At 59.3% G+C, this 24,905-nt stretch carries 22 protein-coding genes and 1 tRNA gene; 14 read left to right on the top strand and 9 right to left on the bottom strand.

The genetic code is table 11. The features are described from left to right. Window positions 1–30 precede the first annotated feature (30 nt). The 5 genes from AC2TDJ_RS17400 to AC2TDJ_RS17380 all read right to left on the bottom strand — a co-directional run bounded on the left by AC2TDJ_RS17400 (window position 31) and on the right by AC2TDJ_RS17380 (window position 6,598). Window positions 31–1,548 carry an ABC transporter ATP-binding protein gene (locus AC2TDJ_RS17400; protein ID WP_480843937.1) on the bottom strand — a complete coding sequence of 506 codons (1,518 nt, stop codon included), beginning with the start codon at window positions 1,546–1,548 and terminating at the stop codon, window positions 31–33. After that, a complete protein-coding gene (gene xdhC / locus AC2TDJ_RS17395) occupies window positions 1,545–2,480 on the bottom strand; it encodes a xanthine dehydrogenase accessory protein XdhC (protein ID WP_480843936.1) in 936 nt (311 codons plus the stop codon). Before xdhC ends, AC2TDJ_RS17400 begins: the two co-directional genes overlap by 4 nt. Further along, window positions 2,480–4,894 carry a xanthine dehydrogenase molybdopterin binding subunit gene (gene xdhB, locus AC2TDJ_RS17390; protein WP_480843935.1) on the bottom strand — a complete coding sequence of 805 codons (2,415 nt, stop codon included), beginning with the start codon at window positions 4,892–4,894 and terminating at the stop codon, window positions 2,480–2,482. Before xdhB ends, xdhC begins: the two co-directional genes overlap by 1 nt. Next, entirely contained in the window at window positions 4,891–6,252 is a 1,362-nt protein-coding gene (xdhA, locus tag AC2TDJ_RS17385; RefSeq protein ID WP_480843934.1) for a xanthine dehydrogenase small subunit, read from the bottom strand. The genes xdhB and xdhA overlap by 4 nt, the downstream gene beginning before the upstream one ends. 88 nt (window positions 6,253–6,340) lie before the next feature. Further along, entirely contained in the window at window positions 6,341–6,598 is a 258-nt protein-coding gene (locus AC2TDJ_RS17380) for a hypothetical protein (protein ID WP_480843933.1), read from the bottom strand. Here AC2TDJ_RS17380 and dnaE point away from each other — a divergent pair. From dnaE to AC2TDJ_RS17365, 3 genes are all read left to right on the top strand, one after another. Further along, a complete protein-coding gene (gene dnaE, locus AC2TDJ_RS17375; protein WP_480843932.1) occupies window positions 6,597–10,100 on the top strand; it encodes a DNA polymerase III subunit alpha in 3,504 nt (1,167 codons plus the stop codon). The two genes, AC2TDJ_RS17380 and dnaE, sit on opposite strands and share 2 nt — an antisense overlap. Window positions 10,101–10,183: 83 nt before the next feature. Next, window positions 10,184–10,396 carry a YMGG-like glycine zipper-containing protein gene (locus AC2TDJ_RS17370; RefSeq protein WP_480843931.1) on the top strand — a complete coding sequence of 71 codons (213 nt, stop codon included), beginning with the start codon at window positions 10,184–10,186 and terminating at the stop codon, window positions 10,394–10,396. Between the two features lie 26 nt (window positions 10,397–10,422). Continuing rightward, the gene (locus tag AC2TDJ_RS17365) at window positions 10,423–10,770 is read left to right on the top strand and encodes a hypothetical protein (RefSeq protein ID WP_480843930.1); all 348 of its coding nucleotides are present in this window, start codon (window positions 10,423–10,425) and stop codon (window positions 10,768–10,770) included. 4 nt (window positions 10,771–10,774) lie between these two features. Here AC2TDJ_RS17365 and AC2TDJ_RS17360 read toward each other — a convergent pair whose 3' ends face one another. After that, entirely contained in the window at window positions 10,775–10,969 is a 195-nt protein-coding gene (locus AC2TDJ_RS17360; protein WP_480843929.1) for a SlyX family protein, read from the bottom strand. 158 nt (window positions 10,970–11,127) lie between these two features. Between AC2TDJ_RS17360 and hisS the strand changes: the two genes are divergently transcribed. From hisS to hisG, 3 genes are read left to right on the top strand one after another with little or no spacing between them, the layout of a single operon-like run. Continuing rightward, window positions 11,128–12,615: a histidine--tRNA ligase gene (hisS, locus tag AC2TDJ_RS17355; RefSeq protein WP_480843928.1), complete on the top strand. Its 1,488-nt coding sequence runs from the start codon at window positions 11,128–11,130 to the stop codon at window positions 12,613–12,615. 3 nt (window positions 12,616–12,618) lie between these two features. Beyond that, a complete protein-coding gene (locus tag AC2TDJ_RS17350; RefSeq protein ID WP_480843927.1) occupies window positions 12,619–13,707 on the top strand; it encodes an ATP phosphoribosyltransferase regulatory subunit in 1,089 nt (362 codons plus the stop codon). Continuing rightward, window positions 13,704–14,393: an ATP phosphoribosyltransferase gene (gene hisG / locus AC2TDJ_RS17345; protein ID WP_480843926.1), complete on the top strand. Its 690-nt coding sequence runs from the start codon at window positions 13,704–13,706 to the stop codon at window positions 14,391–14,393. Before AC2TDJ_RS17350 ends, hisG begins: the two co-directional genes overlap by 4 nt. 2 nt (window positions 14,394–14,395) lie before the next feature. Here hisG and AC2TDJ_RS17340 read toward each other — a convergent pair whose 3' ends face one another. Further along, window positions 14,396–14,827, bottom strand: coding sequence for a DUF1489 family protein (locus AC2TDJ_RS17340; RefSeq protein WP_480843925.1), 432 nt, complete (start codon window positions 14,825–14,827; stop codon window positions 14,396–14,398). A 126-nt stretch (window positions 14,828–14,953) separates the two neighbouring features. Between AC2TDJ_RS17340 and AC2TDJ_RS17335 the strand changes: the two genes are divergently transcribed. From AC2TDJ_RS17335 to rpsD, 4 genes are all read left to right on the top strand, one after another. Next, window positions 14,954–15,061, top strand: a tRNA-OTHER gene (locus AC2TDJ_RS17335). Between the two features lie 28 nt (window positions 15,062–15,089). Further along, window positions 15,090–17,372 carry an adenosylcobalamin-dependent ribonucleoside-diphosphate reductase gene (locus tag AC2TDJ_RS17330; protein WP_480843924.1) on the top strand — a complete coding sequence of 761 codons (2,283 nt, stop codon included), beginning with the start codon at window positions 15,090–15,092 and terminating at the stop codon, window positions 17,370–17,372. Between the two features lie 172 nt (window positions 17,373–17,544). After that, window positions 17,545–18,051 (top strand): hypothetical protein, encoded by a 507-nt coding sequence (locus tag AC2TDJ_RS17325; protein ID WP_480843923.1) that lies wholly within the window; start codon window positions 17,545–17,547, stop codon window positions 18,049–18,051. A gap of 217 nt (window positions 18,052–18,268) precedes the next feature. Then, the gene (gene rpsD, locus AC2TDJ_RS17320; RefSeq protein ID WP_480843922.1) at window positions 18,269–18,889 is read left to right on the top strand and encodes a 30S ribosomal protein S4; all 621 of its coding nucleotides are present in this window, start codon (window positions 18,269–18,271) and stop codon (window positions 18,887–18,889) included. Between the two features lie 128 nt (window positions 18,890–19,017). On the opposite strand, the gene AC2TDJ_RS17315 is transcribed toward rpsD, so the two are convergent. Further along, the gene (locus AC2TDJ_RS17315) at window positions 19,018–19,479 is read right to left on the bottom strand and encodes an Lrp/AsnC family transcriptional regulator (protein ID WP_480843921.1); all 462 of its coding nucleotides are present in this window, start codon (window positions 19,477–19,479) and stop codon (window positions 19,018–19,020) included. 103 nt (window positions 19,480–19,582) lie between these two features. Between AC2TDJ_RS17315 and AC2TDJ_RS17310 the strand changes: the two genes are divergently transcribed. From AC2TDJ_RS17310 to AC2TDJ_RS17295, 4 genes are all read left to right on the top strand, one after another. Next, the gene (locus AC2TDJ_RS17310; RefSeq protein ID WP_480843920.1) at window positions 19,583–20,998 is read left to right on the top strand and encodes an aminotransferase class V-fold PLP-dependent enzyme; all 1,416 of its coding nucleotides are present in this window, start codon (window positions 19,583–19,585) and stop codon (window positions 20,996–20,998) included. A gap of 64 nt (window positions 20,999–21,062) precedes the next feature. Then, window positions 21,063–22,148: a histidinol-phosphate transaminase gene (hisC, locus tag AC2TDJ_RS17305; protein ID WP_480843919.1), complete on the top strand. Its 1,086-nt coding sequence runs from the start codon at window positions 21,063–21,065 to the stop codon at window positions 22,146–22,148. Continuing rightward, on the top strand, window positions 22,145–23,062 hold the full coding sequence (locus tag AC2TDJ_RS17300) for a prephenate/arogenate dehydrogenase family protein (protein WP_480843918.1): 918 nt from the start codon (window positions 22,145–22,147) through the stop codon (window positions 23,060–23,062). Before hisC ends, AC2TDJ_RS17300 begins: the two co-directional genes overlap by 4 nt. Then, window positions 23,062–23,907: an extensin-like domain-containing protein gene (locus tag AC2TDJ_RS17295; protein WP_480843917.1), complete on the top strand. Its 846-nt coding sequence runs from the start codon at window positions 23,062–23,064 to the stop codon at window positions 23,905–23,907. Before AC2TDJ_RS17300 ends, AC2TDJ_RS17295 begins: the two co-directional genes overlap by 1 nt. Here the strand turns inward: AC2TDJ_RS17295 and AC2TDJ_RS17290 are convergent. Further along, window positions 23,904–24,905, bottom strand: coding sequence for a DUF2125 domain-containing protein (locus tag AC2TDJ_RS17290; protein WP_480843916.1), 1,002 nt, complete (start codon window positions 24,903–24,905; stop codon window positions 23,904–23,906). The genes AC2TDJ_RS17295 and AC2TDJ_RS17290 overlap by 4 nt on opposite strands.

Raw genomic sequence — 24,905 nt, 5'->3', positions numbered from 1 at the left:
AAATACTCCCGCCGGAGGCGGTCAAACGGTTTAGACATGCGCCACCTCCATGCCATGCGCGCCGCCCATCATCAGGCCAATTTCGTCCACGGTCAGACCCGTCGTCGGGCGCGGCGCGCTTAGCCGACCTTCGTTCAGGGCGGCGAAGCTGTCCGAGATTTCCATCAGTTCATCCAGGTCCTGGCTGATGCAAATGACGGCCGTGCCCTTGGCCGCGAGATCCAGGATCGCCTGACGGATCGCAGCGGCCGCTGCGGCGTCGACGCCCCAGGTCGGCTGGTTCACCACCAGCACGTCGGGGTTTTGCAATACCTCGCGCCCAATCACGAACTTCTGAAGGTTCCCGCCCGACAATGACCGCGCGGCGTTTTCAGGACCCGGTGTGCGGACGTCAAAGGCCTTGATGATCTTTTCGGCAAAGCCTTGCGTTTCGCTCCACTTCAGGAACCCGTTGCTTTCCAGGTTTTCGCGAACCGAGCCGGTCAACAAGGCATTTTCGGTCAGACTCATGTCCGGCGCAGCGGCATGACCCAGCCGTTCTTCGGGCGCGGTCAAAACGCCAAGCTTGCGTCGCGCTGTCGGGCCCAGCTTGCCGATTGACTGGCCGTTGAACTTGATCGCATCGGCCGCCGTGAGGATTTCTCCGGACAATACGCCCAGCAGTTCGTCCTGTCCGTTGCCTGCTACGCCGCCAATGCCCAAAACCTCGCCCTTGCGCACGGTCATGTGCACGTTTTTCAGGGCGGTTCCAAATTCCGAGGGCGATGGTACCGAAAGCCCGCTGACATCCAGCGCGACCTCACCATAATCGCGCCCCGCGCGCTCGGGCGTTTGCAGGGTCGAACCGACCATCATCTCCGCCATATCCCGGGCCGAGGTTTCGCGCGGGACGCATTCGCCCACGTTCTTACCCAGACGCAGAATAGTCGCGTGGTCGCACAGCGTGCGGATTTCTTCCAGCTTGTGCGAGATATAGAGGATCGAGGTCCCTTCCGAGCGCAGCTTTTTCAGCGTTTCGAACAGGATGTCGACCTCTTGCGGCGTCAGAACCGATGTCGGTTCATCCATGATCAACAGCTTTGGGTCCTGCAGCAGACAGCGGATGATCTCGACCCGCTGACGTTCACCCGCTGACAGGTCGCCGACCGTTCGATAGGGGTCCAGCGGCAGCCCGTATGTCTCGGACACTTCCCGAATGCGCGAAGCCAGATCTCCCATCGGCGGCGGGTTTTCCATTCCCAATGCGATGTTCTCGGCCACGTTCAACGCGTCGAACAGCGAGAAATGCTGGAACACCATCGCAATCCCGTCGGCCCGCGCGGCACGGGGTTCCGGAGGCGCGAATACCTGACCGCGCAGCAACATGGTGCCACTGTCGGGTTTCACCAGGCCATAGATCATTTTAACCAGCGTGGATTTTCCCGCGCCGTTTTCGCCCAAAAGCGCATGTACCTCGCCTTCGCCGATGTCAAAGGACACCTGATCATTGGCCACAACGCCGGGGTAGGCTTTGGTCAGCCCTTGCAAACTCAATAATGGAGTGGTCACGCGCTCAGGTCCTTCTTCAAGTCATTCTGTCGGGCAGGGCGCAGGATTTGCGCTGCGACGCCGACGGCGATCATCTGTGGGTGTTTGCCCAGCTTTGGGTCACCAATCGGGCAAGTGATCCGGGCTATCCGCTCGGGCGGATGCCCAAGGGACGCCAGCCGCGATCGAAACCGCGCCCATTTGGTAGCCGAGCCGATCAGGCCCGCAAAGCGGAAATCATGCAAAAGCAGTCTGTTGCACAGCTCCAGATCCAGATTGTGCGAATAGGTTAGTACAAGGTGTTCAGCCCCGCGAGGCGCATAGCGCACAAGTTCGGCAGGTTTCGCCGCAGGCGTGACTGCAATACCGCTCGGTACTGAATCAGGAAATCGCTCCGGCCCGGTATCGACCCAGGTGATTGCCAGATCGGGCAACGGTGACAAAACGTCGACCAGAGCCCGGCCAACATGGCCAGCCCCCCAGATCCACAAATCGCGCGCCGGTTTGTGCACCGGCTCGACCATCCAGCCGTCGATCAGTTGCGGTTCCGGATGTACACCCTGGCCACGGGCCTGCGTCTGCAGGCGCTTGACGGATAGCGGCATCTCGTTGCCGGAAACCGGGCGGGCGATCAGAGTGTCGTCCAGGTGGTCAACGGTGTCGATGTCATAGAGTTCGCTGAACAACGTCACCGCTCCGCCGCAACACTGCCCCAGATCAGGGCCAAGCGCATGCTGCGTCATCCGCGATGACACGGTCTGAGTCCTCGCTGCCTCGGCGGCTTGAAACTCCAGCGTTCCACCGCCGATGGTACCGGATTGCCCGTCCTCCCAGACAAGCATCGCGGCACCAACTTCGCGGGGTGACGATCCCTTGATCCCTGCGATGACCACCCGGACCACTTTCCCGTGGGTCTTGACCGCCTCCCTCAAAGCCTCCCGATCAAATCCCATCAGATGCCTCCCTTCATCCTTTGGACCCCACGCCAGACTTCCTCTGCCGTGGCCGGTGCATCCAGTGCGGGGTAACTCTCGCCGCAGGCTGCCACCGCGTTCGACAAGGCCAGCCAGGCTGAGATGCCCAGCATGAACGGCGGTTCTCCGACCGCTTTGGAGCGATAGATCGTGTCCTCGCGATTCTCGCCGTCCCAGAGCGCCACATTGAAGATGTCCGGGCGGTCGGAACAGGCCGGGATCTTGTAGGTCGAAGGGGCGTGCGTGCGCAGGCTGCCCTTGTCATCCCAGACGAGTTCCTCGGTTGTCAGCCAACCCGCGCCCTGAACATAACCGCCCTCGACCTGTCCGATGTCCAGCGCCGGATTCAGCGATGCACCTGCGTCATGCAGAATATCTGCGCGCAGAATGCGGTTTTCACCGGTCAGCGTGTCCACGGCGACTTCGGTGATTGCTGCACCATAGGCGAAGTAGAAAAACGGACGGCCACGGCCTTTGATCCGATCCCATTCGATCTTGGGAGTCTTGTAGAAACCGGTCGCTGACAGGCTGACACGGCCCTGATAGACCAGCGCGGCGGCCTCAGCGAAGGGATAGCTTTCTTCACCGACCGAGACCTTGCCATCGGAAAACGTGACGGTTGACGGATCGGCCTGATGCCGTTCGGCCAGATAATTCGCCATCCGGTCGCGTATCGTGTCGCACGCCGCCTTTACCGCCATGCCGTTCAGATCACTGCCCGAAGACGCCGCGGTCGCAGATGTGTTTGGCACCTTGGCCGTGTCGGTGGCCGTGATCTTCACCATTTCCAGTGGGATACCAAAGCGCGAAGCGGCGACCTGAGCCACCTTTTGGAACAGCCCCTGGCCCATTTCGGTGCCGCCGTGGTTCAGGTGGACCGAGCCGTCCTGATAGACATGCACCAGCGCGCCGGCCTGGTTCAAGTGAGTCAGCGTAAAGGAAATGCCGAACTTGACAGGAGAGAAAGCGATGCCTTTCTTGATCACGCTGTTCTCGGCGTTCCATTTCTCGATCGCTGCCTTGCGCGCGGTATAGTCGCTGGATTTCAGCAATGCCTCTGTCATCTCATGCAGCTCGAAATCAGTGACTTCCATGCCGTAGGGCGTTGTATTGCCGCCTTCGGGCACTGGCCGGACTGGTGGAGCAGTCTCTACCTGCTCGACAGCACCCAAGCTGGTCAGATCCTCGTGCGGGTCGACATGACCCAACGGGCGCTTCGCCAGATGCTCAGGTTCCATGGTCGGCGCATGTGCGGGGTCGTAAAAGTTCCGACGACGCAATTCGACCGGGTCGATCCCCAGCTCAAACGCGGCGTGATCCATCACGCGTTCGATCCCGACCATCCCCTGCGGGCCACCGAACCCACGGTACGCGGTGGCGGATTGGGTGTTGGTCTTCAATCGATGGCTTTCAATCCGCGCATTGGGCAGCAGATAGGCGTTGTCGGAATGCAGCATTGCGCGATCCGCGACCGGCAGGGACAGGTCCTGTGCCCAGCCGCAAATGGCATGATGCAGGAACGAAACGCCCTGAATATGGCCGTACTCATCGAAACCGGCCCTGTACGCAATCCGGAAGGCGTGGCGTTTGCCGGTGATGATCATGTCGTCATCCCGGTCATAGCGCATCTTGCAGGCCTTGCCGGTCGCCCGGGCCGCGATGGCACAGGCGACGGCCAGCGCGTTGCCCTGGCTTTCCTTGCCGCCAAAGCCGCCTCCCATCCGCCGGGTTTCCACCCGAACCGCATGCATGGGAACGCCCAGAGCGTCGGCTACTTTGTGCTGGATCTCGGTCGGGTGCTGGGTCGAACTGTGTACAAGCATATCCGCGCCCTCATTGGGCACGGCCAGCGCGGCCTGACCTTCAAGGTAGAAATGCTCCTGCCCGCCGAGGTCGAACGAGCCTTCGATAACGTGTGCCGCATTTTTAATAGCTGCGTCCGCGTCGCCCTTGGCGTAGATGCGCGGGCCTTCTTCGAAGCGGCTGTCGGCGGCCAGCGCGTCTTCGACCGTCAGGATCGGCTTCTCTTCGGCATAGTCAATCTTGCCGAGACGCGCCGCCTTGCGTGCTGCAAGATGGCTTGTCGCAATGACCAGAAAGACGGGTTGACCGATATAATGGATCGTGCCGTCAGATAGCAGCGGTTCGTCGTGGATCGAGGGGGAGACATCATTTGCGAATGGCAAATCTTCGGCAGACATCACCATGACAACACCTTCGGCGGCTTTCACCGCAGACAGGTCCATCGAAGTGATCGTGCCCTTGGCAATCGGGCTGAGCCCAAATGCCAGGTGCAGCGACCCCTTGGGTGTTGGAATGTCGTCGACATAGCGCGCGGTGCCAGAGACATGCAGTGGTGCCGCGTCGTGCGGAAGAGGTTTGGTCACGCTCATGCCGTCACCTCCAGCACGTTGATCACTTCACCCTGATCCTCGAAGAAGTAGCGTTCAAGCATCGCCTTGGCGGTCTCCAGTCGGTAGTCGGCCGAGGCGCGCATGTCCGTCATCGGCGTAAAGTCGTCGGCAAATGCCGGCAGAGCGGACTGAACGGTCTCGCGCGTCCATGGTTTTCCAACCAGTGCGGTCTCGACACTCGCGGCCCGTTTGGGAATACCGGCCATGCCGCCAAAGGCGATACGCGCTTCGGTAACCATGCCTTCCGAAACGGTGACGTTGAAACATCCGCAAACGGCCGAGATATCCTGATCGAACCGCTTGCTGAGCTTGTAAACCTTCAGCCGATCCGCTTGTAGGCGAAAGCTGACCGCCTCGACAAATTCGCCCGGCGCGCGGTCTTGCTTGCCATAGTCAATGAAGAACTCCTCCAACGGGATCGAGCGACGCTCATCACCCTTGCGCAGATGCAGGGTCGCATCCAGGGCAATCAGTGCAGGCGGGTTGTCCCCGATGGGCGAGCCATTGGCGATGTTGCCACCGACGGTAGCGGCATGGCGGACCTGAACGCTGGCATAGCGGCGGATCATCTCGGCGTAAGACGGATGCAAATCGGCCAGAGCTTCGCCCATGCGGTTCATGTCGACCATGGCGCCAAAGCGGATTTCCGTGTCGGTAAATTCGATTTCCTTCAGATCATCACAGCGGTTGAGGAAAATCACCGGGTCCAGATCACGCAACTGTTTGGTGACCCACAACCCGACATCCGTAGCACCGGCGACCAGAGTTGCGTTCGGGTGTTCAGCGTAGACAGCGGCCAACTCGTTGGAAGATCCGGGAAGCAAGCGCGATGTCGACTTTGTGGTGACGGGCTTGTCCTTGACCCAAACCGGAACCGGCTGTTCCTCGGCAGCCTTCGCGGCGCGAATAATCGGCGCGTAACCTGTGCAACGGCACAGGTTTCCGGCAAGCTGAGTATCGTGATCGGTCGCCCCGTTGACGTGGCTGGCGACCATCGACATGACAAAGCCGGGTGTACAGAAACCGCACTGCGAACCGTGAAGGTCGACCATGGCCTGTTGGACCGGATGTGCCTCTCCGTTCGGACCGCTGGCGCCTTCCACTGTGCGCACGGCTTTGCCGTGCAACTGCGGCAGGAACAGGATGCAGGAGTTCAGCGCTTTGGCGCCATCCTCATCCGTCACCATGACAGTACAGGCACCACAATCGCCCTCGTTGCAGCCTTCCTTGGTGCCGGTCAGACCGCGATCCTCGCGCAGCCAATCCAGCAGAGTCGCTGTCGGATCGACATCCGCCAGCTCCACAGTCTCTCCGTTTAGAAGAAACGTGATATTCATGCGTGAAACCCGTCGCCTTACCTGGTTGCGCCCCTCGGTGCCCTCCTTCGATGCGACGTAGAAAGAGCGGCGGGCGGATAGCTTGCCGTCAGATGTTAGAAACAGCGCGTGTTGTCTGGCAAGAAAAACTGCCTATGTGATGCACCATTACGGCCGAACGGCGTGAAATCGTGTTGATTGCATAAGGGTCAGTCGCTTGAAACCAAAGCATTTTCTTCGTTGCCAAGACATTCGAGTCCGAAGCACCTTCTGAAAAAGCCGAATAATCCACACCGATTGTTTTGACCTTTCGAGGCTCAGGTTCCGGCTTTTTCATACCCGCTGGCTGGGGTAGCCTGCCGGTCATGAGCAGTACACCTCGATTCATCCACCTCCGCGTTCACACCGAATATTCCCTGTTGGAAGGCGCCGTGCGGCTGAAGAAGCTGCCGGGGCTTTGCGAGCAGATGCAGATGCCTGCCGTTGCGGTGACGGATTCAAATTCGATGTTCTCGGCACTGGAGTTTTCCGTGACGGCCAGCGGGGCCGGAGTGCAACCGATCATGGGGTGTCAGGTCGATCTGACCTATGTGCAGGCGCAACCGGGGGAAAAACCCAAAGCGCCCGCGCCGCTGGTGCTGCTGGCACAGTCCGAGACGGGGTACGAGAACCTGATGAAGCTCAGCACTTGTCTGTATGTGGACAAGGGCGGGCAGTTGCCGCAGGTGACGCTGGACGAGCTGGCCGAACGTTCGGACGGGCTGATTTGTCTGTCGGGCGGGCCGGACGGGCCGGTGGGTCGCCTGCTTCAACAGGGGCAGCGGCCAGCCGCTGAGGCTCTGGTGGATCGTCTGTCGAACATGTTCCCGAACCGCCTATATATTGAGTTGCAGCGCCATCCGGGTGAGGACGGCCAGCCCGAGGCCGAACGCCTGACCGAGCGTGGGCATGTCGAGATGGCCTATGCAAAGAACCTGCCGCTGGTCGCCACCAATGACGTGTATTTTCCAACCTCGGACATGTACGAGGCGCACGACGCGCTGATCTGTATTGCCGAGGGCGCCTATGTCGACCAGCAGGATGGCCGCCGTCGCTTGACCGCGCAGCATTATTTCAAATCGCAGCAGGAGATGGTGACCCTGTTCGCCGACCTGCCCGAAGCCATCGAGAATACGGTTGAGATCGCCAGACGCTGCGCCTTCATGGCCTATCGCCGTGATCCGATCCTGCCGAAATTCGCCGATGACGAGGTCGCCGAACTACGCCGCATCGCCAACGAAGGCTTGCAGAAACGTCTGGCCGTGATCCCCCATGCGGTGACGCCTGAAGAATATCAGGAACGGCTGGATTTCGAACTGGGCATCATCGAGGGGATGGGCTTTCCCGGCTATTTCCTGATCGTTGCGGACTTTATCCAATGGGCCAAGGACCACGACATTCCGGTGGGGCCGGGACGGGGTTCGGGTGCCGGATCGCTGGTGGCCTATGCGCTGACGATCACCGACCTCGACCCGCTGCGATATTCGCTGCTGTTCGAACGGTTCCTGAATCCCGAGCGGGTCTCGATGCCCGACTTCGATATCGATTTCTGCATGGATCGCCGCGAAGAGGTGATCCGGTACGTTCAGCAGAAGTACGGCCGTGACAAGGTGGGTCAGATCATCACCTTCGGTGCGCTTCTGTCGAAGGCGGCTGTACGCGACATCGGTCGGGTTCTGCAGATGCCATATGGGCAAGTCGACCGCCTGTCCAAGATGATCCCGATCGAAGGGGTGAAACCGGTCTCCATCGAAAAGGCGCTGAAGGACGAACCACGCCTGCGGGAAGAGGCGCGGAACGAAGAGGTCGTGGACCGGCTGCTAACCTACGGCCAGCAGGTCGAAGGGTTGCTGCGGAACGCCTCCACCCACGCGGCGGGTGTGGTGATCGGCGACCGGCCGCTGGACGCGCTGGTGCCTCTGTATCAGGATCCGCGCTCTGACATGCCCGCGACCCAGTTCAACATGAAATGGGTGGAACAGGCCGGGCTGGTGAAGTTCGATTTTCTGGGTCTGAAAACGCTGACAGTGATCCAGAACGCGATGGATCTGATCTTCAAATCCAGGCGGCCTCTGCATATCGCCGCGGACGGTACCGAACTCTACGAACCTGCAGAAGGGGCTGAAAACCAGATCAACGCCATCCCGCTGGATGATGAGGCGACGTATAAGCTGTATTCGGCGGCCAAGACGGTGGCGGTGTTCCAGGTGGAATCCTCGGGCATGATGGATGCGCTCAAGCGCATGAAGCCGACCTGTATCGAGGATATCGTGGCACTTGTGGCGCTCTACCGCCCCGGCCCGATGGAGAACATCCCGACCTATTGCGAGGTTAAAAACGGGCTGCGCAAGATCACATCTGTGCATCCGCTGATCGACCACATCCTTGAGGAAACGCAGGGCATTATCGTTTATCAGGAACAGGTGATGCAAATCGCGCAGGTGATGGCCGGGTATTCTCTCGGCGGCGCCGACCTGCTGCGGCGCGCGATGGGTAAGAAGATCAAAGAGGCGATGGATGCCGAGCGCCCGAAATTCGAAAAGGGCGCGGGTGAGAATGGCGTGGATGCAAAAACGGCCAGCGAAGTCTTCGACCTGCTGGAGAAATTCGCCAACTACGGTTTCAACAAATCCCACGCGGCCGCCTATGCGGTGGTCAGTTACCAGACCGGCTGGCTGAAGGCGAACCACCCGGTTGAGTTCATGGCGGGCGTCATGAACTGCGATATCCATCTGACCGACAAGCTGGCCGTTTATTTCGAAGAGGTTCGCAAGGGACTGGAACTGCCTTATGTTCCGCCCTGTGTTAATCGCTCGTTGGCGACGTTCGACGTGGTGAATGGCGAACTGGTCTACGCGCTGGGCGCGCTCAAGAATGTCGGCGTCGAGGCGATGAATCTTGTCGTCGAAGGGCGTGCTGATAAGCCTTTCGTGAATCTGTTCGATTTCGCACGTCGGGTTGACCTGAAGAAGGTCGGCAAACGCCCGCTTGAGATGCTGGCGCGGGCCGGAGCATTCGATGAGCTCGACAAGAACCGCCGCCGCGTGTTCGAGAGCCTTGACCCGCTGGTGCAGTACTCGGCAGCGATCCACGAACAGAAGAACTCGAACCAAGTGTCGCTGTTTGGTGAGGCGGGCGACGATCTGCCCGAGCCCCGCCTGTCGCTGTCACCGGATTGGTTGCCGGCTGAACGGCTTAGCGAGGAATTCAAAGCCATCGGGTTCTACTTGTCTGGTCATCCGCTGGACGACTATATGCCCGCGCTGAAACGGCGCGACGTCATGACCCTGGAGCAGGTTATCAAACACGTGCAGCACAAGGGCATGATGCTGGTCAAAATGGCGGGCGTGGTGTCTGGGAGGCAGGAAAGGAAATCCGCCAAGGGTAATCGCTTTGCCTTTGCCCAGCTTTCCGACCCGACGGGCGCCTATGAGGTCACGCTATTCTCGGAAACCCTAGAAAAATCGCGTGAATTTCTGGAAACCGGCGCGCAGGTAGTGCTGACCGCCGAAGCGACGATGGAGGCGGATCAGTTGAAGCTTTTGGGCCGCTCGGTTGGACCGGTTGATGCCGTAGTGGCCGAGGCCGGGGCGACCGGGCTCAAGATATTTATCGATGAGCCGCAGGTGCTGCCAACTGTCGCCAAAGTGCTTGAGGACGCGGCTAGCGCAGCCAAAAACGCCTCGAAAGGACCGATACAGCTATGCCTGATGGACCCGGGTTTGCCGGGTGAAGTCGAAATGGATTTGGGACAGGAATTCCCGATCAATCCGCAGATCAAGGGTGCTATAAAATCCTTGGATGGTGTGATGTCGGTCGAGGAAATCTGACACACCGATTTGTTGCCACGTGGAAATCGCGCGGCTAGTCTGAGGTCATATCCTTTTGAATACTGTCATAGGAGGGATCCGATATGACATACTCTGGTATTGGTTTCAGGGCATTCACATTGGCCGTTGTTGCGTCGCTGGCGATGGCATCGGCCGGGATGGCTGATGACAAGAAGAAAAAGAAAACCATCGAGGGAGCCTTGATTGGCGCCGGTGTCGGTGCGCTGATCGGCGACGGCAAAGGTGCTGCGATTGGTGGCGTGGCCGGGGCCATTATCGGGCATAACTGGAAGTGATGGCGATGCTGTTAAAAAAACTTAGAATGTCCGCTTGCGCCGCTATTCTGGCGGTTCCATGTGCGGCAACGGCCGATGACGCCGCTGAACAGATGGTACAGGATGCATTGCCCGTGATGCACTATACTTGCGCCTCGATCGCCGAGGAGGCAGACGGCGACGAAGCTTTTGTTGTGACCGTTATTGAAAAGATGACGGCCTTATCTCTCTACAATCGCCAGATCAATATCGAAGATCACGCAACCACTGACGAGGAAAAGGCCCAGCTGCGCGAAGCGTTCATAGCCGCGCTGTCGGAAGGATGTGCTGCGGATAAGGATGCCCTGTTAGGCGGCGTGGTCGACAACGCGGTAAAAACCACTCTGGGGTTGTAAACCCTCAATAATGCGGCGGACGTTCGTCTCCGAATACAACCCCGCCGGATCCTTCCTGTGCCCGCTCAGCCTCGCGCTGCAACAACATTTCGACCCGGCGGGTTAGACGGTCGATCTCGGCCTGTTGACTGGTAACCACCGTGTTCAGTTCGTCGACCGTGCGAGTCAGATGGGCGACCTGTTCTTCCAGATGCTGCATTTCGGGTTCCTGCGAGCGCTCCTGTTTCTGTGCTGGTCATAGCGGCCTGCGACCGCCAAGGCCAGAGAAAGAACACCTGCGGCAGAGGCTTGGCTTGCCCCGATCCGGACCATGGGATAGACCGCGCGCGGAACGAGAAAATCCCAAGGACGCCCCAAATGGCCAAGCCCAAGAAACAGCCCCGCCCCAAGGCAGTCACGCCGAAAGGGTTCCGCGACTATTTCGGCTCGGAAGTCACGCAGCGCACCGAGATGCTGCGGACCATTGCTGGCGTCTATCATCGCTACGGGTTTGACGCCTTGGAAAGCAGCGCGGTCGAGACCGTCGAGGCACTGGGCAAGTTCCTGCCCGACGTGGACCGCCCGAATGAAGGTGTCTTTGCGTGGCAGGAAATCGACGAGAACGACAAGGGCGACTGGATGGCGCTGCGCTATGACCTGACCGCGCCTCTGGCACGAGTCTACGCGCAACACCGCAACGATTTGCCGACGCCCTATCGCCGCTATGCGATGGGACCGGTCTGGCGCAACGAAAAGCCTGGCCCGGGGCGGTATCGTCAGTTCTATCAGTGTGATGCGGATACGGTGGGCACGGCGTCGATGGCCGCTGATGCCGAGATCTGCGCGATGCTGTCGGATACGCTGGAGACGGTCGGCATTCCGCGCGGCGACTATCTGGTGCGCGTCAACAACCGCAAGGTTCTGAATGGCGTGCTTGAGGCGATGGGGTTGGGTGAAGACGTCGCGGCCCGAGATAACGTTCTGCGCACCATCGACAAGTTCGACAAAGTGGGTGAGCAGGGCGTGCGCGAGTTGCTGACCAAGGGTCGGTTGGATGCGTCAGGTGCATTCATTGAGGGTGTCGGTCTCAGCGACGATCAAGCCGAGCCGGTGATCGCCTTCCTGACCTCCAAAGCCCCCGACACTGCCGGTACGCTGGCCAATCTGCGTGCCGCCGTGGGGGACAGCAAGATAGGTCTCGACGGTATCGCCGAACTCGAACAGATCGGCGCTCTGCTGGATGCGGGCGGCTACGGCGCGGACCGGATTGAAATTGATCCTTCGGTCGTGCGCGGCCTCGGCTACTACACCGGGCCGGTCTACGAGGCCGAGCTGACCTTCGAGATTTTCGACGAAAAAGGCCGCAAGCGTCAGTTCGGCTCGGTTGCGGGCGGTGGGCGTTATGACGATCTGGTCAAGCGGTTCACCGGGCAGGAAGTGCCCGCGACTGGTATTTCCATTGGCGTTGACCGCCTGCTGGCGGCGCTGCGCGAAAAGGGTCGGATCGCTGCGCAGGCCACAGGCCCAGTGGTTGTCACTGTGATGGATCGCGACCGCATGGCGGATTATCAGGCGATGGTGGCCGAGCTGCGCAACGCGGGCATACGGGCCGAGGTCTATCTGGGCAATCCCAAGAATTTCGGCAATCAGCTGAAATATGCGGACAAGCGAAACTCTCCGATTGCAGTGATCGAAGGCGGTGATGAAAAGGCCAACGGCATCGTGCAGATCAAGGACCTGATCCTAGGCGCAAAAATTGCCGAAAGCGCCACGCTGGAGGAGTGGAAAGAGCGTCCCAGCCAATTCGAAGTGCCGCGCGGCGATCTGGTCGCCAAGGTGCGCGAAATTCTGGACAGTCAGGACTGACTAATGGCCAACCGTTCCCAGATACAGGCGCGCGCTGCAATGATGCGTGTCCGGTTCGAAGCCGCCGGCGCGCAGGTTGTGGACACGCCGCTGCTGCAACCCGCTGAATTGCTTCTGGACCTTTACGGCGAGGACATACGCGCCCGGGCTTATGTGACCTCTGACGCGGTGCGGGGCGAGCAGATGCTGCGCCCGGATTTCACCTTGCCCGTCGTGCAGATGCATATGAGCGATGGAGCAGAGCCTGCGCGCTACACCTATTCGGGCGAAGTTTTCCGGCGGCAGGAACACGACCCGGATCGGGCCAACGAGTATATTCAGGTGGGTTACGAGGTTTTTGACCGCGATGACCCTGCTGGCGCCGATGCCGAGGTGTTTTCGCTGTTCGCCCTGCAACTGCGCGGTCTGCCTCTGCGGGCGGCGACAGGTGATATCGGTATTTTGACAGCGGCTGTCGAGGGTCTGCGAACGACGGATCGACGCAAGGCGGCATTGATGCGGCACCTTTGGCGACCGCGCCGGTTCCGAGTATTGCTGGATCGCTTTGCCGGCCGGAAGCCGGCACCGGAAGGACGCGACGCGTTGCTTGATGCGGCTGACCCGATGGCCTTCGAATTTCCGATGATTGGCAAACGTCGTGCCCAGGAAATAGAGGCGCGGATCGAAGCGCTGCGCGACGACCGCGAGACGCCACCGATTTCCGATAACGAGCTCGTGGGGCTGGAAACACTCCTGAATGTTCGGGAAACCATGCCCTTCGCACTGGAACAGCTGCGGGATGTGGCTGTCGACCTGCCGCAGATCACCCCGGCGCTGGACCGGCTTGAGGCGCGCATCGCGTCGCTTCAGGCGCGTGGTGTTGATGTGGAAAGGCTGGATTTCGAGGCCGCCTATGGCCGGACCTCGATGGAATATTACGACGGTTTCGTTTTTGGGTTTTATGCCGAGGGTCGGCCTGATCTGCCACCCATTGCCACGGGTGGGCGCTACGATGCGCTGACGCGTCAATTGGGCAACGGGGCTGAAATCCCCGCAGTGGGCGGCGTGTTGCGGCCTGACCTGATGCTTATGGTTGAGGAGGATGCGCAATGAGCCTGAAACTGGGCGTGCCATCCAAAGGCCGATTGATGGAGAAAACCTTTTCGTGGTTCCAAAAACGCGGCATTACACTGTCGCGCAGTGGATCGGATCGGGAATATGCCGGTAAGGTCGAGGGCATCGAAGACGTCTCGCTGATCCTGCTGTCTGCAGGGGAAATCCCCCGCGAACTGGCCGCTGGCCGTATCCACCTTGGCGTGACCGGGATTGATCTGGTGCAGGAAAAACTGCCGCGCTGGGAGCAACAGGTCGAAGAAATCTCGCAACTTGGGTTTGGCAAGGCCGACTTGATCATTGCCACTCCGGCCTGCTGGGTAGACGTGGATACGGTGGACGATCTGGACGCGGCGGCGGCGGCGTTTCGCAAGACCCATGGCCATCGGTTGCGGATTGCCACCAAGTACCACCGGCTGGTGCGGGAATTCCTGACCGATGCCGGGGTTGCCGACTATACACTGGTCGACAGTCAGGGCGCGACCGAAGGTACAGTGATGAACGAGACCGCCGAAGCGATCGCGGATATTACCTCAACCGGTGAAACCTTGCGGGCGAACCATTTGAAGATCTTGTCGGATGGGCTGATCCTGCAATCGCAGGCTACGCTGTGGCGCAGCCGCATGGCACGCTATTCTGCTGAGGAGAAAGCGGTTTTGTCCGAATTGCTGGATCGATTGGCCTGAACCTAGAGCACGCCGATTTCGGCAAGCGCGCGGTTCAGGTCTTCGGGCAGCGCGTCGTCCTGCGCGCGGTTTTTCGGTAGATCGGCGGGCGTATCTTCGGGTTTCAGGTAACGCCAACCCTGGAATGGTCGTTTCAGGGCATTTTGCGTTCGGTATACCTCGGGCTCCAGCACAATAGCGCAGCGGCGGATGCCGTCATCTCCACGCGCTTCGTCCAGTCGCAATATTCGCTGACGGCACTGAACCACGCCCTTGATCACCCAATAGATTGATCCGCCGTTCAATATTTCCGTTTCGCGCTTGGGCCACATGCGGGTGACGTGCCGTGGCAAGCCGTCCTCGAACCTCTGGCGATAGCTGTCCTGCCACGCGATCAGGCTGTCGACGCTTTCCGATCCGACCGACAGTTTTATGAGGTTTACGTAGTTATCCACAGCTTACCCACAGAGTCGTCCCTAAGCCCATCTTTATATTGTAGCTCGCCAGGCGCTGTCATCAAGGTGTTGTGGTGGGGGTGCGCTCTGCTGTAACGTAGAAACCTGTCGAGGAATCGGCGTATACGTGGCGAAGCTCAACGGATTGAGCGCCTCGCTTTCGAGTTAGTTTTTAGGTTTGACCACCGATAAACTACGGCGAGGAGGTTGCAGGTTCAAGTCCCGCCGCCACGTCCCATCATTTATTAACACTGGAGCACGAATGAGCCGTTTTGCCGCCCCCATCGCCGAGCAGATCTGGGACATGAAATACCGCTTCAAGAAAGCGGATGGCACGCCCATCGACCAGACAGTCGAGGACAGCTGGCGGCGTATCGCGCGTGATCTGGCACGGGTAGAGAAAGACCCGGTACATTGGGAAGAGAAGTTCTTTGAGGCGTTGGAAGACTTCAAATACCTGCCCGCCGGACGCATCACGGCTGGTGCTGGCACCGCACGGCAGGTGACCCTGTTCAATTGCTTTGTCATGGGCACCGTTCCGGACAGCATGGGCGGCATTTTCGACATGCTGAAAGAGGCCGCTCTGACCATGCAGCAAGGTGGGGGGATCGGATACGATTTCTCGACCATTCGCCCGCGCGGTGCCGATGTGCATGGTGTGGCGGCGGATGCCTCGGGGCCGCTTTCGTTCATGGATGTGTGGGATGCGATGTGCCGCACGATCATGTCCGCGGGATCTCGCCGCGGGGCGATGATGGCGACGATGCGCTGCGACCACCCCGATATTGAACAGTTCATCACCGCCAAGTCCGACCCGGCACGGTTGCGTATGTTCAACATGTCAGTGCTGGTGACCGATGAATTCATGGAAGCGGTCAAGGCAGATGGGTCGTGGGAGCTGGTCTTTGGCGACAAGGTTTATCACACCGTTCAGGCGCGTGATCTGTGGAACAAGATCATGCAGGCAACTTATGATTATGCCGAGCCGGGTGTGATCTTCATCGACCGGATCAATCAGGCCAATAACCTCAGCTATGTCGAAACAATCGCCGCAACGAACCCATGCGGAGAGCAACCATTGCCGCCTTATGGCGCGTGCCTGCTGGGTTCGATCAATCTGGCGCGGCTTGTTGCTGAACCGTTCGAAAAGAATGCCCATTTGGACGATGCTGCGATGCAAGAGCTCGTCGCCACCGCAGTCCGGATGATGGACAATGTCGTGGACGCATCGAAATTCCCGCTGCCCGAGCAAGCCGCCGAAGCACAGGCCAAGCGCCGTATTGGCCTGGGCGTGACCGGTCTTGCGGATGCTTTGCTCATGCTGGGCCTGCGCTATGGGTCCGGCGAGGCGGCGCGTCAGACCGAGCGCTGGTTGCACGCGATCGCCCGCGCCGCGTATCTGGCTTCGGTGGATTTGGCGAAGGAAAAAGGGTCTTTCCCCTTGTTCGATGCCGAGAAGTATCTGGCCAGCGGCACCATGCAGCAGATGGACGAGGACGTGCGAGATGCCATTCGAGAACATGGTATTCGCAACGCGCTGCTAACCTCGATTGCCCCGACCGGAACGATTTCACTCTACGCAGGCAACGTGTCCTCGGGGATCGAGCCGGTCTTTGCCTATGCCTACACCCGCAAGGTGCTGCAGAAAGACGGTTCTCGGACCGAGGAAGAGGTCGTGGACTACGCCGTGCAGATGTGGCGCGACAAGTTCGGTGATAAGGAGCTGCCTGACTTTTTCGTCAACGCTCAGACGCTCTCGCCGTCTGACCATGTCAAGATGCAGGCGGCGGCGCAGAAGTGGATCGACAGCTCAATCTCAAAGACGATCAACTGCCCGGAAGACATAAGCTTTGACGCGTTCAAGGATGTCTACATGCAAGCCTGGGATCAGGGCTGTAAGGGCTGCACGACCTATCGCCCGAACGATGTGACCGGATCGGTGCTGAGTGTATCGGAAAGCGATGACAGGGCGCCGGGCGAAAGCGCCAATGCGCCGCATGAGGTCGATGGCGGCGACGTTATTTACATGTCTGAACCGCTGGACCGCCCCCAGTCATTGGAAGGTTCGACTTACAAGCTGAAATGGCCCGATAGCGAGCACGCGATCTATCTGACCATAAATGATATTTTCATCGGTGGGCGCCGACGCCCGTTCGAGGTGTTCATCAACTCGAAGAACATGGAACATTATGCGTGGACGCTTGCGCTGACCCGGATGATTTCTGCCGTGTTCCGGCGCGGGGGCGACGTGTCTTTTGTTGTGGAAGAGTTGAAAGCCGTGTTTGACCCGCGCGGTGGTGCCTGGGTGAAGGGCAAATACATTCCATCAATCCTTGCGGCGATCGGGGGCGTGATCGAACAGCACATGATCGCCATCGGGTTTCTGGAAGGCGAAGGCATGGGGCTGAAATCCGATCCGCAGGCGCAGGTGGTGAACATGGACGCGCCACGCGGTAAGGCCTGCCCGTCCTGCGGGCAGTTCGACATGGTCATGATCGAGGGTTGCATGACGTGCCGAAGCTGCGGACACTCTAAATGCGGGTAGCATGGGGTATTTGCACAACCTTGAATAGAAATTCGACTTTCTAAGTCTCAGATTGACTTGACTCAGAAGCAACATTCTCCGGAATGCTGTATTTCCGTCTCTTTTCTGCCGGAATCATCGTTGATACACACGAATTGTGAGCGGTTGGGGTGTTGAAGGTACAGGCGGGCAGATGAGAGCCGGGGATAACGGTCGAACAGCAATAACCTGGAAGCAAACAGAACTGGATGGGCTTGAGGCTGCGCCGCTTGCCCACTTGACTGTTGGAGCAGCGTGGTCGTGGCGAGGCCGGGGGTTGGCCCTTTCGGCGTCGGAAGTTGTTGCCCCCGAGCAGGCCATCTACGTCGGTGCCGTTTCACTACTGTCGGATCGGATAGAGGTCGCTGTAGCAGCGCGCGCTGGTCTGGAGTGTTCTGTGGTCGAAATTTCCAACGGTGCGCAACGGTTCATTGCAGACCTGTTGTGGATCGAAGGCGAAGACATGCCTGTACTGATCTTCGAAAACGGGTGCCCCGTGCGGGACCAGGAATTCTGGATCAGTCGTGTCTCAGATCTGTCAGAGCAGAGAGGCCGCGTGGAAGCGCCCGACGAAACCGTTGTCGCGTTTCCAGTTCAGCGTCCGATTGTCGAGCAGGATCTGAGCGAGGCGCAGCCTTTGGTTTTGACGGCGGCCGAGTAATCTATTCAGAGAACAAGTGTCGCGGGCATATTTTTTCAGGAAATGCCTCTGGGCCCAATTGGGCGTGTTGACTCTGCGGTTTTCACAGATATAAGCGCGGCTTCATTGGTGTTGGTGGACCCCGCAAGGGGATGCCTGTCATGGGGGAAACCCCAAGAGGACAACGCCCTTCTATAGTGGCCTGCAAAGGCCTCGACCAAAACGAAGGAGATCAGCCGTGACCAAACGCACGTCTGCCAAGTACAAAATCGACCGCCGGATGGGCGAAAACATCTGGGGTCGTCCGAAATCCCCGGTCAACCGTCGTGAATACGGCCCCGGCCAGCACGGCCAGCGCCGCAAAGGCAAATTGTCTGACTTCGGTCTGCAGCTGCGCGCCAAGCAGAAGCTGAAAGGCTATTATGGCGACCTGACCGAGAAGCAGTTCCGCCGCATCTACGCCGAAGCCGTGCGTGTGAACGGCGATACCGGTGAAAACCTGATCGGACTGCTGGAGCGTCGTCTGGACGCAGTCGTCTACCGCGCCAAGTTTGTTGCGACCGTTTTTGCTGCACGCCAGTTCGTGAACCACGGCCACGTCAAAGTGAACGGCAAGCGGGTGAACATCCCGTCCTACCGCGTCAAAGAAGGCGACGTGATCGAAGTGCGTGACAAGTCCAAGCAACTGGCTGTCGTTCTGGAGGCTGCTGCCCTGGCTGAGCGTGATGTGCCGGACTACATTGATGTCGATCACTCGAAAATGACCGCGACCTTTGTGCGTGCACCGGGTCTGAGCGATGTGCCATACCCGGTCATGATGGAACCGAACCTGGTCGTCGAATTCTACGCGAAGAACTGATCTTCGCCGACTTTTGAGATCCCAAAGGCCGCGCAATGCGCGGTCTTTTTTTGTTGGAGGGGGGGCTCTGCCCCCATCGCGGCGGGCCGCGATTCCCCCGGGATACTTTTGGCCAGATGAAGGGGGGATCAGATCGGCAGCGGGCGCCCTTCGGCAATTGCCTCCATCGCGAAATACGAGGTGACGCTGTCCAGCTCGACCTTCTCGATCAGGCGTTGATAGACCTTGTCATAGGACGCCATATCTTGCGTGACGACCTTGAGTTGATAGTCGTAGTCGCCACCAATCCTGTGGAAATCCACAACCTCGGGGATGGTCAGCACATGACTGCGAAAAGCCTCCAGCCACTCGGTCGAGTGGTGACGGGTGCGCAGCATGACAAAGACCACAAGGCTTAGCCCAAGTTTCTCCCGCGCAATACGCGCGGTGGATCCGAGCAGTACTCCATCATCGTTTAGCGCCTTCAGGCGACGCCAGCAGGCGTTCTGAGACAGGCCTACTCTGTCGGCCAGCTCTCGTTGTGACAGAGTGGCGTCCTTTTGCAGCTCTTTCAGAATGCGTGTGTCAATTTGGTCTAAATTTTTCCTCATACATGATCATATGACACAATTATTGGGAAAATTAAGCAAAGAATGGTGAAGTATTTGTACTTCGCATCAATCATATTGGTAAATGCAATATGGAGCCGATGATATGACCCTTTCCCGATTTCGCGCAGAGATCCAGGCCGCCGCTCACGACAATACTCTGCGTGATGGGCTAATCGGAGAGAATGTGATGATCCCGGGTCTGCATGGGGACGTGCCGCTGGTATACGCGGATTACGTCGCTTCGGGCCGCGCCCTGCGGCAGGTCGAAGACTTTGTGGCAAAACATGTGCTGCCATTTTATGCAAACAGTCACACCGAGGCCTCTTATTGCGGTTCCTACATGACGCGGCTGCGGCGTGAGGCGCGATCTGAAATCGCCCGCATTGTTGGTGCAAGGGAAGAGGACGCGGTGATTTTCGCCGGGTCGGGTGCCACTGCAGGGCTCAACCGGCTGGTCAGCCTGCTGGGAGTGCAAGAGGCTGACCGGCCGGTTGTTTTGATCGGGCCGTATGAGCATCATTCGAACATTCTGCCCTGGCGCGAAAGCAAGGCCCGGGTGGTCGAGATTCCTGAAGCGAAACAAGGCGGGTTGGATTTGAGCGCCCTGCAGGCTGCACTGGTCGAGAACGCAGAGGCAGATTTGGTGATCGGGTCCTTTTCGGCGGCGTCGAACGTGACCGGTGTCATAACCGACCCAGATCCGGTGACGCGACTGCTGAAGAAACACGGCGCGCTGGTTGTTTGGGACTATGCTGGCGGCGGGCCATATTTGCCGATGGATATGGGCCCGGATGATGCGCGCAAAGACGCTGTTGTGGTGTCGCCTCATAAATTTCCCGGCGGGCCGGGTGCGTCCGGGGTATTGATCGTCAACGGCAATGCGGTCCAGCGAACTTGCCCCAGCTGGCCAGGCGGCGGAACTGTCAGCTTTGTCTCGCCCTGGCGGCATGATTACAGTGCCGATCTGGCCACGCGTGAAGAGGCCGGAACGCCCAATGTGATCGGCGATATTCGTGCCGCGCTGGCCTTTATCGTCAAGGATGCCGTCGGAGCCGACGAAATTGCCAGACGAGAGGCCTTGTACAACCAAATGGCGTTGGACGGTTGGGCGGAAAATCCGCATCTGACCTTGCTGGGGACCAACAATCCGCATCGATTGCCGATCTTTTCCTTCCTGGTGCGTGACAATGCTGGGCAGCCAGTACATCAGCAACTGTTTACGCGGATGCTCAGCGACATTTACGGAATTCAGGCCCGGGGTGGGTGTGCATGCGCAGGACCCTATGCGCATCGTCTGCTGGGGATCGATCGCGCGACTTCGGAAGCGTTGCATGCCGCCTTATCGGCGGGGGAAGAGATGAAGAAACCCGGTTGGGTTCGGCTGAACTTCTCATACCTTATGACCGAAGAAACGGTTCAGTTCGTCATCAACAGTGTCAACGATCTGTCACGCCGGACCGAGGAGTACGCGCCGTTTTACACAGCCGATCCGGCGACGGCGCGCTTCAAAGCCGCGTGAAAGAATTGCCGCTTTTCTCAACCCGTTGAGACAGGTATGAGGGGCCTCACGTAAGGAGCCTCTCATGACCAAGATCACCCCGCAGCCCGGTATAATGGACATCGCTCTGTATCAGGGCGGCCAGTCGCATATCGCGGGTGTGGCGGATGTCATCAAGCTGAGTTCAAACGAAAACCCGTTTGGTCCCAGCCCCAAGGCCATTGAGGCGGTGCGCGAAAGTGCTTCTACGCTGCATCGGTACCCGAGCACCGATCACGCCAGCCTGCGAATGGCGATTGGCGATCGGCACAGGCTGGACCCTGATCGTATCATCTGCGGTGTGGGCAGCGACGAAGTGCTGCAATTCATCGCGCACGCCTATGCCGGGCCCGGAGACGAGGTGATCCACACCGAGCACGGTTTCTCGATGTACCCAATCATTGCCCGCATGGTCGGCGCGACACCGGTAATGGTCGCCGAGCGGGATCGGACGGTGGATGTGGATGCCATCCTGACTGCGGTGACGAACAAAACGAAAATCGTCTTTGTCACCAACCCGGGCAACCCGACTTCGACGATGATTTCCGAGGCCGAGCTGGCGCGCCTTGCCGAAGGTCTGCCCGAGACCTGCCTGATAGTACTCGATGGCGCCTATGCAGAGTTCGTTCCGGAATTCGACGGTGGCGCAGCTTTGGTCGACCGATATCCCAACGTTATTATGACGCGGACCTTTTCGAAGATATACGGGCTGGGCGGCATGCGGGTTGGCTGGGGTTACGCGCATCAGGCCATCATTGATGTCCTCAATCGGGTACGTCAGCCGTTCAACCTGTCGCTGACGGCGCTGGCTGCGGCCGAGGCGGCGGTCAGAGATGATGAGTATCTGACCTTCTGCCACTCTGAAAACGCGCGTCTGCGTGTCTGGCTCGCCGACGAGCTTGCAAAGATCGGTGTAGCCTCTGATCCGTCCTGCACCAATTTCATCCTAGCGCGATTTGCGGACAGGGCCGAGGCCGAGGCCTGTGATGACTACCTCAAGACGCAGGGTTTGATCGTGCGCCGGGTTGCAGGTTACAACCTGCCCAACGCCCTGCGGATCACTGTGGGCGACGAAGAGGCATGTCGCCGCGTGGTTGCAGCCATCACTGCGTTCAAAGGAGATGCCGCATGAGCCAGATTTACGACCGTGTGGCGCTGATCGGGTTGGGCCTTATCGCTTCGTCCATGTTCTGGGCGATCAAACGCGCCGGGCTCGCGGGCGAAGTGACGGGGTATGCCCGTTCCGAGGCAACCCGCGACACAGCTCGTCGTATCGGGCTGTGCGACCGTGTCTGCGACTCTGCGCAAGAGGCGGTTGAGGGTGCCGATCTTGTTGTTCTGTGCGTTCCGGTCGGCGCCATGGGCGCAGTGGCGGCCGACATTGCCCCGGCTCTGAAACCCGGCGCGACTATAACGGATGTGGGTTCGGTCAAGCGGGCCGTTATTCAGGCGGTTGGGCCGCACGTTCCAGATGGTGTGCATTTCATCCCGGCTCACCCTCTGGCCGGAACGGAACATTCCGGTCCGGAATCGGGGTTCGCCGAGTTGTTCGACAACCGCTGGTGTCTGCTGGTACCGGTCGAGGGTTCTGATCCGGACGCAATCGCCAGGCTTCGCGCGCTGTGGGAAGGGCTTGGGTCGAATGTCGATGAAATGGATGCCGAACACCATGATCTTGTGCTGGCGGTGACATCTCATGCGCCGCACCTGATCGCCTACACCATGGTGGGCGTTGCGGACGATCTGCGGCGGGTTACAGACACCGAGGTCATCAAATACTCGGCCGCCGGTTTTCGGGATTTCACCCGAATTGCAGCCTCGGACCCGACGATGTGGCGGGATGTATTCCTGAGCAACAAGGACGCCACGCTGGAAATACTGGGCCGTTTCACCGAAGAGCTGTTTGCCCTGCAAAGGGCGATCCGCACCGGTGACGGTGATCACCTGTTCGACTATTTCACACGCACGCGTGCGATCCGACGTGGGATCATCGATGCGGGGCAGGACACGGATGCTCCGGATTTTGGGCGGGGAAAGGCAAGCTGATGCGATTGCGGTGGGGCGCTGTTTTGATTGGATGTGGGGCCGCGCTGGCCTCGACGTCTTACGCGTCCCCTCTCGAACGATCTCTTGTCCCGGTGAGCCGTCCTGTTGAGGCTACGCTCGCGCAAGCTGTAGTTGTCAGCGCAGAAACGGTCATTTCAATCCCGAATTTGCGCCCTGAACTTCGCCCCGCTTCGCCACAGGTGTTAGCGGTTGCCGCCCGACCGACTGATCTGCCGTTGCTCGGACCTGACACTTCGTTGATGCCTTACATGCGGCCAAAGTCGTTGGAGCAACAGGTGCTCTTCAAAAAACGGAAACTGCGCAAAGGTTCTGTGTGCGGAGACATCGCCATTCAGGGTAAACCGGTGGGCACGGTGCCGGGCAAGATCAAAGCGTGCGGGATCAAGGACGCGGTGCAAATCACGTCCATTTCAGGTGTGGCACTCAGCCGTCCGTCGACCATGGATTGCGGTACTGCGATTGCCCTGAACAAGTGGGTCGACAAGACGGTGAAACCGACGTTCAAGCGGCGCGGTCCGGTGGTTGAGCTGCAGGTCGCCGCCCACTACGCCTGCCGTTCGCGTAACAACCGCAAGGGCGCCCGGATTTCTGAGCATGGAAAGGGGCGGGCCATCGACATTTCGGGATTCAAGATGGCGGATGGAGAAGTGGTGACCGTCCTGAATGGCTGGCGAAAAAACCCTTCACAAAAGCAGCTGATTAAAGTGTGGCGCGGGGCTTGCGGACCGTTTGGTACCGTTCTGGGGCCGAATTCGGATCGTTACCATCGCGACCATTTCCACCTGGATACCGCGCGGTACCGCAACGGTCCCTATTGCCGTTAACGTAGGATCAGACGAGGCGCCGGACCCAGCGGAAGCGGTCCCAGTGCCACAAGTCCATCGCGGAAATTCAGCTGCATATCCAGTGCGTTAGGGTTGCCGCCCAGCCCTGCCATGAAATTCAACGCACGGGTAACAGGATCAACTGCCTGGTCGGGCAGTGCGCCTGCGGCGTTGGCCATGGCAATCATATCCCTCCAGTTTTCGGCCTTGACGGCAATTTCTCCGGTGGGGATGCCCTGATCGTCGACTTCCAGTTCGCCAGTGGCAAAAAGGCGGAGTTCACCCCATTTGACCTCGGCCAGCCGCAGGTCGATTGCGACCGGTTGGGGCCTGCTTTCCTCTAGCGTGGTTCTGTCCCATGGCTTGTCAAACGTTGCCACCAAGTCCAGCTCAAGCGTTTCGAACGCCTGAGGCAATGATGTGGCCGAGCGCATCAGGTCGCGCAGATCGTCACCCGGGGCAAAGCTATCGGCACGGGCGGCGATGACATAGGCTTCGGGATCAGAGGTCTGTTCCATGACCAGGGCAAGCGTGTCCCCACCAGCCCAGGGAATTTCGTCATTTGTGACGGACCATGTGTCGGCTGTCAGCGCCATTTTTTCCAATGTCAGCGCGACGCCGGGTTGCAATTGCAACTCGGCCTGAAGGTTTTGGGCCTGTATGGTTGCGGTCTGATCAAAATATGATAATCGCTGCGGGGTATCGGCAAATCGCAATACCTGACGACCGGGCCAGATGGCAGGGCTTTGGAATTCGATCCAATCCGCGCTCCAGGCGGTGCCATTGACTGGATCCGCTAGCGCCGGGTTGACAAGCCTTGTCGCGTGATGTGCCGGGTATCCGGCCGTTTTGACGCCGGAAAACTCGGCCTGCCAGCCAAGCTCCTGCTGCTTGTCGAACCAACCGGTGATTGCCGTTCGCAACCCATATCCGGCGATGAACCAGTATGCGCTCCATGCGATGGCTGCAAAAATGAGTACGCGTGTCAGACGGCGCAT

This window comes from Ruegeria sp. HKCCD6647-2, from assembly GCF_057221075.1.
Note: the sequence above shows the minus strand (reverse complement) of the source record. Positions and strands in the feature narration are given on the sequence as shown.

Excerpts from the sequence above, each read along its gene's own strand:
- xdhC (WP_480843936.1), bottom strand. The coding sequence starts at position 2,480 with ATGGGATTTGATCGGGAGGCTTTGAGGGAGGCGGTCAAGACCCACGGG.
- xdhB (WP_480843935.1), bottom strand. The coding sequence starts at position 4,894 with ATGAGCGTGACCAAACCTCTTCCGCACGACGCGGCACCACTGCATGTC.
- xdhA (WP_480843934.1), bottom strand. The coding sequence starts at position 6,252 with ATGAATATCACGTTTCTTCTAAACGGAGAGACTGTGGAGCTGGCGGAT.
- dnaE (WP_480843932.1), top strand. The coding sequence starts at position 6,597 with ATGAGCAGTACACCTCGATTCATCCACCTCCGCGTTCACACCGAATAT.
- AC2TDJ_RS17380 (WP_480843933.1), bottom strand. The coding sequence starts at position 6,598 with ATGACCGGCAGGCTACCCCAGCCAGCGGGTATGAAAAAGCCGGAACCT.
- AC2TDJ_RS17370 (WP_480843931.1), top strand. The coding sequence starts at position 10,184 with ATGACATACTCTGGTATTGGTTTCAGGGCATTCACATTGGCCGTTGTT.
- AC2TDJ_RS17365 (WP_480843930.1), top strand. The coding sequence starts at position 10,423 with ATGTCCGCTTGCGCCGCTATTCTGGCGGTTCCATGTGCGGCAACGGCC.
- AC2TDJ_RS17360 (WP_480843929.1), bottom strand. The coding sequence starts at position 10,969 with ATGCAGCATCTGGAAGAACAGGTCGCCCATCTGACTCGCACGGTCGAC.
- hisS (WP_480843928.1), top strand. The coding sequence starts at position 11,128 with ATGGCCAAGCCCAAGAAACAGCCCCGCCCCAAGGCAGTCACGCCGAAA.
- AC2TDJ_RS17350 (WP_480843927.1), top strand. The coding sequence starts at position 12,619 with ATGGCCAACCGTTCCCAGATACAGGCGCGCGCTGCAATGATGCGTGTC.
- hisG (WP_480843926.1), top strand. The coding sequence starts at position 13,704 with ATGAGCCTGAAACTGGGCGTGCCATCCAAAGGCCGATTGATGGAGAAA.
- AC2TDJ_RS17330 (WP_480843924.1), top strand. The coding sequence starts at position 15,090 with ATGAGCCGTTTTGCCGCCCCCATCGCCGAGCAGATCTGGGACATGAAA.
- AC2TDJ_RS17325 (WP_480843923.1), top strand. The coding sequence starts at position 17,545 with ATGAGAGCCGGGGATAACGGTCGAACAGCAATAACCTGGAAGCAAACA.
- AC2TDJ_RS17315 (WP_480843921.1), bottom strand. The coding sequence starts at position 19,479 with ATGAGGAAAAATTTAGACCAAATTGACACACGCATTCTGAAAGAGCTG.
- AC2TDJ_RS17310 (WP_480843920.1), top strand. The coding sequence starts at position 19,583 with ATGACCCTTTCCCGATTTCGCGCAGAGATCCAGGCCGCCGCTCACGAC.
- hisC (WP_480843919.1), top strand. The coding sequence starts at position 21,063 with ATGACCAAGATCACCCCGCAGCCCGGTATAATGGACATCGCTCTGTAT.
- AC2TDJ_RS17300 (WP_480843918.1), top strand. The coding sequence starts at position 22,145 with ATGAGCCAGATTTACGACCGTGTGGCGCTGATCGGGTTGGGCCTTATC.
- AC2TDJ_RS17295 (WP_480843917.1), top strand. The coding sequence starts at position 23,062 with ATGCGATTGCGGTGGGGCGCTGTTTTGATTGGATGTGGGGCCGCGCTG.
- AC2TDJ_RS17290 (WP_480843916.1), bottom strand. The coding sequence starts at position 24,905 with ATGCGCCGTCTGACACGCGTACTCATTTTTGCAGCCATCGCATGGAGC.